The sequence below is a fragment of the Mycobacterium sp. NGS39 genome, from assembly GCF_059812765.1.
The window spans coordinates 475,226-487,006 of sequence record NZ_JCALDH010000001.1 but is presented as its reverse complement, the minus strand read 5'-3'; the positions used below and the strand labels follow the sequence as shown (position 1 = coordinate 487,006).

3 protein-coding genes are annotated in these 11,781 nt (G+C 67.3%); all 3 read right to left on the bottom strand.

Features of this window, described 5'->3' with window-relative positions; genetic code table 11:
* Positions 1–1,678 (bottom strand): type I polyketide synthase (locus AC5Y39_RS02330; protein WP_500016097.1); only part of this gene is annotated, 1,678 nt, incomplete at its 3' end.
* Positions 1,679–1,683: 5 nt separating this feature from the next.
* Positions 1,684–6,438 (bottom strand): SDR family NAD(P)-dependent oxidoreductase, encoded by a 4,755-nt coding sequence (locus tag AC5Y39_RS02325; protein ID WP_500016096.1) that lies wholly within the window; start codon positions 6,436–6,438, stop codon positions 1,684–1,686.
* Entirely contained in the window at positions 6,439–11,760 is a 5,322-nt protein-coding gene (locus tag AC5Y39_RS02320) for a type I polyketide synthase (RefSeq protein WP_500016095.1), read from the bottom strand.
* Positions 11,761–11,781 lie beyond the last annotated feature (21 nt).

The following is an 11,781-nucleotide window of genomic DNA, read 5'->3' as shown; positions in this document are numbered from 1 at the left end:
GCAGTTCGGATGGCTCCACGACACCCGGCGCCGATTCGCCGGCGGCCAGCGCCCGCAGGCCGGCCACCGCCTGGCTTCGGTCGCGCGCGCTGACAGCAGCGAAGTGCTTGTGCCGCGTCCGGTGCTGAGTCACGGTGTGCGCCACGTCGGCCAAGCGCACACCGGCACCCTCCCCGGCCAGCCAGTCGGCCAGCATCGCCGCGGTCGATGCGATGCGCGCCGGTGTCTTGCCCGACACCACCAATGTGCTGACAGGCGGGTCAGGCTGCGGCACAGCGGGTTCCGGATCAGGCGCCTGTTCCACCACCACATGTGCGTTGGTGCCGCTGACCCCGAACGACGACACCCCGGCCCTGCGGCGCCGCCCGGATGACGGCCATGGCATACCTTCGGCAGCGATCGTGAACCGCGACGCCCCCGGGCCGGCGTGCGGAGTCAACCGCGCAAAGTTCAGGTGCTTGGGCACATACCCGTGCTGGATGCTGAGCACCGTCTTGATGAATCCGGCAACGCCCGCCGCTGACTCCAGGTGACCGAAGTTCGTCTTGACCGAACCGAGCACCAACGGTGCGGCCCCATCGCGCTCGCCGAACACCTGGCTGAGCGCGTCGAGTTCGATCGGGTCACCCAGCGCCGTGCCTGTGCCGTGCGCCTCGACATAGTCGATGTCGCTGGGCTGTAGCCGCGACGCCGCCAACGCCGAACGCATCAGCGCCTGCTGCGCCGGTCCGCTGGGCACCGTCTGCCCGCTGCTCGGACCGTCCTGATTGACCGCGGACCCGCGCACCAGCGCCAGCACCCTGTCGTGGTCGCGCACTGCATCGCTGAGCCTCTTGAGCACCACCACACCGCAACCCTCGCTACGCACATAGCCGTTCGCGTCGGCGTCGAAGGTCTTGCAGCGGCCGTCGGGTGCGAGCATTCCCCACCGAGAGCACGCGATGCTGTTCTGGGGGCCCAGGATCAGGTTGACGCCGGCCGCCAGCGCCTGATCGCTTTCCCGTCGCCGAAGACTCTGACACGCCAAGTGGATCGCGACCAGCGACGACGAGCACGCCGTGTCGAGGAACACCGCCGGGCCGTGCACGCCGAGCAGATACGCCAGCCGCCCCGCGGCGAAGTTCGCCGCATTCCCGAACGACACGTACGGGTCGACGTCTTGCGGACGGGCTCCGGCCGAGTGCAGGTAGTAGTAGTCGCTGGTGGTTGCACCGACGAACACTGCGGTCTGGCTGCCCCGGATCGCGGTTGCGGTGATACCGGCGTTTTCCAGTGCCTCCCAAGCCACTTCGAGCAGCAGCCGGTGCTGCGGGTCCATGCCGGCCGCCTCGCGCGGCGACATGCCGAAGAATTCGGCGTCGAACTGATCGGGCTGCCACGACGTGAGAAAGCCGCCCTCGCGATTGCAGATGGTGCCCGGCACGGTGTGGTCTTCGCTGAAGAACGCGTCGGCGTCCCAGCGATCCGGCGGCACCCGCACGATGCCGCTCCTGCCGGCGTGCAGCAGCCGCCAGTACTCGGCCGGATTGTTCACCCCGCCCGGGAACCGGCAACCCATGCCCACCACGGCGATGGGTTCGGTGTCACCTTTCTCGGCGATCTCCAGGCGTGCGGTCAGATCGTCGATCTTGCGAAGCGCTTCGGCGACGATCGACCGGCGATCCGGCGGTGCGGCCATCGCGCTCATCCGAGCCTTTCCGAAAGTTGTTGCAGCAGTTCGTCGTCGGTCAGATCGTCGTATTCGTCGGCGCTGTCGTGTTCGGATACCTCGATCAGCTCGGGCAAGACCGTGGCCAGATAGCCGGCCAGTGCGTCGACGGTCGGGTAGTCGAATACCACCGAAGCCGGCAACACGACCCCGAGACTGTCGGCGAGGGAACGCTTGAGCGTCACGCTCATCAACGAATCCATCCCCGACTGGAAGAAGCCCTCGAACGGATCCAATGACGCCGGCGAGTCCAGTCCCATCGCGGCCGCCACGTGGGCGGTCACATGCTCCACCAGAAGCTCCCGGCGCCGCGCCGGTTCGCAGTCGCGCAGCGCGGTGCGGAACTCGGTGGCTTGGGTAGCTGAACTGTCGCCGTCGGCATCGGCGTCGGCGGCCAGCAGCTCGTCCACGATGTGTAGTGCTGCCCGGGTGCGGTAAGCGGCGGCCAGTCGGCCCCAGTCCGCCGCAACGACAGTGGCGCGGGCGCGGGCGTCGCTGCCGATCACCCACGGCAAAGCCCGGATAGCGATCTCGTCGGGCATGGGTTCCAAACCCGAGTCGAGGGTCACCTGACGCTCTTCGTCGCTTTGCCTGTCAGTCAACGACTTCCAGAGCCCCCAGTTGACGGCGGTTGCCGGCAGCCCGGCCGCTCGGCGTGCGAATGCGAACGTGTCCAGGAACGTCGTCGTCGCGGCGTAGTGGGCCAGCCACCGCGAACCGGTGACCCCAGAGATCGACGAGAACATCACGAACTGGCGGATCGGGTGCGGCAAGGACAGCTTGTGCAGCAGCGCCGTCACGTCGAGCTTCGGCCGGAACATCGCCGCGACGTCGTCATCAGTCATCTCGCGCAGGGTGACCGGCCCGCCGGCGAACGCGGCGAGATAGATGCCGGCCAGCGGCGGAAGATCCCTGCCGAAGCGGTCGAACAGCGCGGTCATCGCTGCTTCGTCAGCCGCGTCGGCGGCCACGGTGGTCAACGTTGTTCCGCTCGCCGACAGGCTGGCCGCCAAGGCATCGATGCTCGAGCCCGGATTGCGGGACACGGCAACGATATTCGTGGCACCCATGTCAGCGAGCTGCTCGATCAGGTACGGCCCGACATTGCCGGTGGCGCCGACGACCAAGTGGCAACGGCCGCTTTCGAGCTCGACCGGTGCGGTCGAGGACGGGTAGCCGCGACGCAGGCGGGGGACGCGGCGCACACCGGCCCGATAGACGACTTGGTCCTCGCCGTCGCGGCCGTGCGCCTCGTCCACCAGGTACCGCGCAGCCAACACGGCCGGCACCGACGTGTCGACGTCGACGATTCCGCCCCACAGTTCGGGATGTTCCAGCGCCAAGGTGCGGCCAAGGCCCCACAAGGTGGCGTGGCCTGGGTCGGCACGATCGCCGTCGTCGACGGGCTGGGCATTACGCGTGAGCACGATGAGCCGCGGCGGCAAGGCCATTGCGGCCATCGCTGCGGTCAGCCGTCGCGCCGCGTCGAAAAGCAGATACGCCGGTGCGCCGTCGAAACATTCAGACACTGGCTCCGGCGCGTAGAGCACATTGGTGACTCCGGCCAGAGCGTTGACCAGTTCTGCCGCGCCGCGATCGTCGCTCAGCACGGAGGTCGGCAGCACCGACACCGCCGAGTGGTCGTCGAGGACGCGGCCGATCTCTTGGGCCAGTGCGGGTTCTCCGATGACCAGCCACCAACTGTCAGCGTCGGCCCGCACATCAGGCAATTGCTTTTCAGGCCAGGCCAATTCGCAATACCACTGCGCGGGGACCACCCCACCGATCGGCGCACTCGCATCTGCTTGCCGGAGGCGTGGTCCAGCGCCGTTCGACGCGGTGATCCAGTGTCGGGTGTGGTGCCAGGGTGTGGAAGGCAGCACCGGGTGCGGTTCCGGCGGATGCGGGGTCTGCGGCGGTTGACTCACGTGAACGCGGTTGAGGTTCGTGTGGAAGCTGATCGTGTCGTCACCGTCGCGCCACAGTGTGCCCACGCTGTGGTGGTGGGCCGCCGACTCGAGTGTGTCGCTGACGGCGTGGGTGAGGATGGGATGAGCGCTGATCTCGACGAACGTGCCGTGATCTTGGGCTGCCGCCGAGACTGCCTGCATGAACCGCGCCGGCTGGCGCACATTGACGATCCAGTACTCGGCATCGAGCAGTGGGCTCGTGGTGCCTTCGGTGACGGTGGAGAAGAACGGAATCGTGACGGCTCCGGGGCGCAGATCGGCCAGTGCCGAACGCAGTTGCGGCAGAATCGGTTCCATCAACGCGGTATGCGAGGCGACTTCCATGTTGACTCGCCGGGCGAACTTGTTGTCCGCGCTGAGCTTGGCGATCACCTCGTCGACCGGTGCCACCGGTCCGGCGATCACCGTCTGCGCGGGCGCGATGTAGCCGGCGACGCTCACCCCGGGATGCTCTGCGATCGCCGCTTCGGCGCGTTCGGCGTCGACCGTCAGCAACGCCACGGCGCCCTGCCCGGCCAGGGCCGACATCGCGCGGGATCGGTTGGCGATCACCCGGAATCCCTCGGGCACGGTGAGCGCTCCGGCCACCACGGCCGCGGTGACCTCTCCCATCGAGTGGCCGATCACCGCGTCCGGATAGATCCCGTATGACCGCCAGAGGTCGGTCAGCGCGAGTTGCAATCCCATGAGCGCCGGCTGGACTCGCGCGTCACCGCTGACCGGTTCGCCGCCCGCGATCACCTGTTGCAGCGAGAATCCGACGTGCTCGACGAACACCGGCTCGAGTGCGGCGATCGCCGCGGCGAACGTCGGCTCGTCGGCGAGCAATTGCCGGCCCATGCCCGCCCATTGCGAGCCCTGACCCGAATAGACGAACACCGTGCCGGCGCGGCACTTCCCCTCGTGCGGCCCCACCACACCGTCGACCGATTGGCCGGCCGCCAACGCTTGCAAGGCTTTTACCGCGTCGGCACGATCGCGTGCACACACGGTTGCGAACCGGCCATGGCGCTCCCGGTGGTGATTGAGCGTGTGGGCCACATCCGACAGCCGCACGTCCTCACCGGCGCCAACCATCCACTCGGCAAGTGCCGCGGCCGTCGACGCGATGCGTTCCGTCGACTTGCCCGAGACGACCAGCGTGGCTACCGGTGGCTCCGGCGTCCGCTCAGCGGGAATGGGTTCGGGGGCCTGTTCGATCACGACATGCGCATTGGTGCCGCCGAACCCGAAGGATGACACACCGGCCCGGCGTGGCCGCTGCGTATCCGGCCACTTCTGCTGTCGTACAACGACTTCGAGCCGCAACTGATCGAACGGAATGTGCGGGTTGGGCGTCGTGAAATGGAGATTGCCCGGGATATCTGCGCGGTGCACCGCCAGTACGGCCTTGATGAAGCCGGCGATACCGGCCGCAGCTTCCAGATGGCCGAGATTCGACTTGATCGCACCGATCAACAACGGCGACTGTGCCGCACGCCCACGGCCGAGCACTGTGCCGAGGGTGCGCGCCTCGATCGGGTCGCCGAGCAGCGTTCCGGTTCCGTGGGTTTCGACGTAGTCGACTTCGTGGGGCGCCACGCCGGCGTTCGTGTACGCCGCGCGCAGCACCGCCATCTGCGCCGACGGGTTGGGGGCCATCAGCCCGTTCGATCGCCCGTCCTGGTTGACGGCTGAACCACGGACGACCGCCAGGATCCGGTCTCCGTCACGCAGCGCATCGGAAAGGCGTTTGAGCACCGCGACACCGCAGCCCTCGCCGCGCACGAACCCGTCCGCGCTGGCGTCGAAGGCATGGCATGCCCCGGTCGACGACAATGCGCCCGCCTGGTCGAATCCGCGGAAGACAGCAGGCAGCAGCAGCAGATTCACGCCGGCGGCGAGCGCGAGATTCGCGTCGCCGGTGCGCAGACTCTGACAAGCCAGGTGCACTGCCACCAGCGACGACGAGCACGCCGTATCCAATGCGAGCGACGGGCCGCGCAGATCCAGGTAGTAGGAAAGCCGATTCGCGATGATGCTCAACGCCCCACCGGTGTTGCTCCACGCGTCCACACTTGGCAGATCGCTGGACGCCAGGTACCCGTACTCGCCCAGGCAGGCACCGACGAACACGCCGGTTTGCGTATGCCTCAACGAACTCGGCGGAATTCCCGCGTGTTCCAGAGCCTCCCAAGCGACTTCCAGCAGAAGGCGCTGCTGTGGATCCATCTTCGCCGCTTCGCGCGGCATGATGTCGAAGAACTCCGCGTCGAAGCGGTCGATGTCGCTCAGAAATGCGCCCCACCGGGTGGTGCCGGATAGAACCGCGGCGATCTCCGGTGTGCCGTCGTCAAACCAGGCCCACCGATCCGGGGGTACTTCCGACACCGCGGATCGGCCGTCGGAGAGGAACTGCCACAACGACTCCGGGCCACTGATCTGGCCCGGAAAACGGCATCCGACACCGACGACGGCAATCGGCTCGTCGGTCGACCCGCGGTCGACGCTCACGGCCTCGACCGGTGACTCCGGTTCGGCGCCGGTCAAGAACCGCGACAGCTCGTTGATCGTCGGGTGCTGCCAGAACTCGAGCGGCGAGACGGGTTGACCGATCAGCTCGGACAATTCGCCGGAGAGCACCACCGAATCCCGCGATCCCACGCCGAGGTCGTTGAACGAGGCATCGAGATCGATGTCGTCCGGAGAGCACCCGATGTTGGTGATCAGGTAGTCGACCAGCCAGTCCCGAAGCCTGGCCTCGTCGGGAAGTACGCCCATCTAAAAGCCACTTTCTCTGCCGACCGGAGCGGATTCGACGATGTCGAACAACTCCTCCAAGACGTTGCTGGCGGAATCGGTCAAGGCATCGAACTCGTCCGGCGAATCCTGCTGTGGCAGAAGCTTTGTCGCCAGATATGCCGCCAGTGACGTGACCGTGGGGTGGTTCCACAGCATCGTCACCGACAGTTCGAGGCCGACGAGTTGCTCCGCTTGCCGTCGGATGGACATCGCCATTACCGAGTTCAGCCCCATCTCCGCGAACGGCCGGTCTGCGTCCAGTTCGGCTTCGGGCAGTTGCAGCTCGCGACGCAGAATGGTCCGCAGTCCTTCGTCGAGCTTGCTGAGGACTTCGTCGGCAGACATCTGTGCCCAATCCGGCCGTACCGCTGACTGAGCCTGGGCTGCTGCAGAACTCGCCGGCGCGTCGGACGGCAGCGGAGCCATCACCACTTGTGCGATGTCGTAACGGTTCGCATGGTCCCAGGCCGCGAACGCTTCGGCGGGATCGAGCGGACGTGAACCCATCCGTTCGAGTTCCTGGATCACCACCGCGGCGTCGGCGGCGAATCCGAGACCCCGCCATGCCACCCAATCCAGGCTCACGGTGCGGCACCCTTGCCGGCGACGTGCCCGGGCCAGACCGTCGAGGTACGCGTTCGCCGACGCGTACGCCCCTTGCCCGGGAACCCCGAACACCGTGCCCGCCGAGGCCGTGAGGAAAAGGAAGTCCAGGCTGCCGGGTGGGAACTGCTCGTGCAGAACCTGTGCTCCGGCGATCTTCGGCCACAAGGTGCGATGCAGGCGATCGTGCGAAATCTCGGTCAGCAGTTGGCCTTCCGTGACACCTGCTGCGTGGATGACGCCACGAATCGGCGCTGCGCCGTCGTTGTCACGTCGGGCGAGCAGAGCGGCCAGCGCGTCGCGCGAGCCGATGTCGAGGGCCACGGCCTCCACTGAGACGCCACGCGCCTCCAGCGCCCGGATCGCGGCGATCTTGTGGCGCGTCTGATCGCTGTTGCGTTCGTCGTCCCAGTCCCGGCGCGGCGGCAAAGGTGTCCGGCCGGCCAGTATCAGGCGACGCGCGCCATGGTCAGCGAGCCAACCCGCCATCAGCAAGCCAAGAGCGCCCATGCCGCCGGTGATCAGGTACGCGCCATCGGAGCGGCACTGCAACGGTTCTCGAGCCGCACGGCCCGAGAGCGGCGCCAGGGCGGGCATGAGGATGTCATCGTCGCGCACGGCGAGGATCGACCGGGCCGGCCTGGGTAGCAGGTCAGCCAACGTTGTCACCAGGCTTTGCTCGTCCTGTTCGGAGTCGGGATCGAGGTCGATCAAGCCACCCCAGAGCTGGGGCTGCTCGGCGTTTACCACGCCCGCGATTCCCCACAGACCGCTTTGACGTACTGCTGCGCCGCAACTGCCTTCGCGCACACCGCGAGTGACGATCCACAGTGACGCCGGATGGTCGTCGTCGCGCTCGATCAATCTCCGGACCAGATCGGCCACATCTGACGACAACCGGACCGCGCACTCGGCGTCGGTCTCGGTGTTCCGCTCGCTGTCGGGAACGTAGACCACATACCGTGCGCCAGCGATGTCGGCAGGCTGGTATCCCGCGGCGGCGAGTCGATCGTTCCAGCAGCGCGCGGCGCCGGCTTCTCCGATGACAGCAACTGTGCGAGCACCGTCGGAGTGACGTTGGGCGAGAAGGCTTTCGCGCGCCGACCGCCACTCGACGGCATGAGCCAGCGTGCGCGGGTCGCCGACCAGGGGTGCTGCTACCGCATCGACGTCGACGGCGGCGTAGCGCAGCGACCGGATGTCGATGCATGCGGTGCCGTCCGGCGCCTTCACCGAGATGTCGACGACGAGTTCGTGCTCATCGGCGCCGCCGCGCCGATACGCTTCGACGCGACCCCGCGCCTCGGTCAGTTCGGCATCGACCCAGATGCTTTCGGCACCCACGGGAAACATCAGCGCCGGGCTGGTGCCCTCGACGAGCCGTCCGACGTGAAAGGCGGCGTCCAGCAGTGCAGCTGTCGACGCTTCGGTCAGTTCGACGTCGGCGCGCACACCACCCGACGCCGAGCGCACGGACTCGATCGACCATGTGAATGGTCGCCCTTCGATCGCCGAGTGCTGTTGCAGGGCAGACCCCGATTCGACAGCGACACCGTTCGCACCGTGCTCTAGGTGATCAGCACTGCCGCGCACATGCTGCGATCCGGTCCGCGGGCGCGCCAGTCGGGCGCTGACATGCTGTGTCCACGCATACCCGCTTGCCTCCGCGACGGGGCGCGACGACACCGAAACCGATCCGCCCTCCGCGAGCACCTGGACCAGGCGGGGCTGGTCGACGACGATCGGGTTCTCGAATCGGAGGTCGGCCACAGCAGACACGCCGAGCTCGGCTGCCACGGCCGAAAGCGTCTGCGCCAGAACGGATGTCGGCACCACTTCGGTGCCATGTATACGGTGCCGACCGGGATACGGACGGGCTTCCGGCGCCAGTCGCGCCTGCCACAGATGAGCTGAACTGCCCGCCACCGCGATGTGCTGGCCCAGCACGGTCCCCGGCCTGGGCCGGGACTCCATCGTCGCCGTGGCGTCGTCAGTGGATATCCAGTGACGGGTATGGTGCCACGGGGTGGCAGGCAACACGGGATGCGGTTCGGGTGGGTGCGGCGTCTTCGGCGGCTGCGATGTGTGCAATGTGTTCAGGCTGGTGCGGAAGTTCACGGTGTCGTCACCGTCACGCCACAACGTGCCGATGCTGCGGTGTGGAACCGATTCGAGCGTCTCCGCTATGGCGTGCGTCAGGATCGGATGCGCGCTGATCTCGACGAAAGTCGAGTAATTGCGGGCGGCCGCGACGACGGCCGCGTGCAACCGCGCAGGCTGTCGCACGTTGTCCACCCAGTAATCGGCGCCGAGCACCGGCGCGGTGACACCTTCGATGACTGTCGAGAACAGCGGGACGGCGGGAGGTCGAGGGGTCAGATCCGCAAGGGCCGCACGCAATTCCGGTAGCACCGGATCCATCTGTGCGGTGTGGGAGGCCACGTCCATGTTGACCCGGCGCGCGAAGCGGCCCTGTGCCGTCACTGTGGCCATCACCGCCTCGACGGGCGCCACAGGCCCGGCGATGACGGTTTGGCGCGGCGACACATAACCCGCCACGCTGACCTCCGGGAAGTCAGCGATCAGCGCGGCGCTGGCGTCTTCGTCCAACTCCAGCAGCGCGACAGCGCCCTGCCCTGACAACCGGGACATCAGCCGTGACCGGGTGGCGATGACACGCAGGCCCTCGGCCGGGGTCAACGCTCCGGCGACCACCGCCGCGGTGACTTCGCCCATCGAATGACCGATGACCGCATCGGGCGTCACGCCGTAGAAGCGCCACAACGCCGTCAGCGCCAACTGCAGTCCCATCACCACGGGCTGAACGCGGGCGTCACCGCTTATCTGTTCGCCGCCGGCGAGTACGCGGCGCAATGAGAAGCCCACGCGCTCAACGAAATCCGGTTCCAGTTCGTCTATTGCGGCGGCGAAGGCAGGTTCGTCGTCGAGTAACCGCTGGCCCATACCGGGCCAGTGCGCGCCTTGACCGGAGAATACGAATACTGTGCCGACACCCTGAGACCCCGTGTGCGGCGGCACCACACCGGATGCGGTCTCGCCTGCAGCCAGGGCCCGCAAACCAGTGACCGCCTGGGCGCGGTCCCGCGCGCACACTGTTGCGAAGATCTTGTGGCGAGTGCGGTGATGGTTGACGGTATGGGCGACGTCGGCCAACGACACGTCGATACCGTCACCGGTCATCCATTCGGCAAGCGTCGCCGCCGTCGACGCGATCCGGTCGGGCGACTTTCCGGAGATCACCAAAGTGCTGACAACCGGATCAGCCTGTAACGCAACGCCCGTGGGGTCAGGCGCTTGCTCGACCACCACGTGGGCATTGGTACCGCTGACACCGAACGACGACACCCCGGCGCGGCGGGGGCGCCGCACCGACGGCCAGGCCATGGGCTGGGCCGCGATCGCCAGTCGCGATGCGCCCTCACTGGCATGCGGGGTCAGCGAGTCGAAGTTGAGGTGCCGCGGGATGTGCCCGTGGCGCACACTGAGCACCGCCTTGATGAAGCCCGCGATCCCGGCGGCCGACTCGAGGTGGCCGAGATTGGTCTTGACCGAACCGACCACCAACGGCGCCGAACCGTCGCGCTGAGCGAAAACCTGGCTCAGAGCGTCGAGTTCGATCGGATCACCGAGCGCTGTTCCGGTCCCGTGGGCCTCGACGTAGTCGATCTCGCTCGGCTGTAACCGCGAGGCGGCCAGCGCCTGGCGCAGCACTGCCTGCTGTGCGGGGCCGTTGGGCACCGTCTGGCCGCTGCTCGGGCCGTCCTGATTGACCGCCGATCCGCGCACCACCGCCCACACCCGATCGCCGTGTCGCAGAGCATCGCTGAGCCGCTTGAGCACGACGACGCCGGCGCCTTCGCTGCGCACGTATCCGTCCGCCGCAGCGTCGAAGGTCTTGCAGCGGCCATCAGGCGCGAGCATTCCCCACCGCGAGCAGGCGATGCTGTTCTGCGGTGTGAGAATCAGATTGACTCCGGCGGCGAACGCCTGATCGCTTTCGCGCCGACGCAGACTCTGGCATGCCAAGTGGACCGCGACCAGAGACGACGAGCAAGCGGTGTCCACCACCACTGCCGGACCGTGCACCCCGAGGAAATACGACAGCCGCCCCGCTGCGAAATTCGACGCATTGCCGAACGGGATGTGTGGGTCGAGTTCCTCTGGACGCAACCTGCCGGCGATCAGCGAGTAGTCGTAGGTGGTCAATCCGACGAAGACGGACGTCTGCGAGCCGCGGATGGCGTGCGCGGGAATGCCGGCGTTTTCCAACGCTTCCCAAGCGACTTCGAGCAGCAACCGCTGCTGAGGGTCCATGCCTGCCGCCTCACGCGGTGACATGCCGAAGAACTCTGCGTCGAATTCGTCGGGCTGCCAACCGGTGAGAAAACCGCCTTCGCGACTGCAGATCGTGCCTGCGACAGTCGGGTCTGGCGAGTAGAACGCATCGGCGTCCCAGCGGTCGGCGGGCACCCGCACGATGCCGCTGTCGCCGTTGCGCAGTAACTGCCAGTATTGGGCCGGATTGTTGACTCCGCCGGGCAACCGGCAACCCACCCCCACGACCGCGATCGGCTCGGTCTCGCCCTTCTCGGCGATCTCAAGACGCGCGTTAAGTTCGTCGATCTTGCGTAACGCTTCGGCCATGATCGCCCGGCGATCCGCCGGCGCCGCGCTCATCGTGTCGACCTTCGCGTTCGT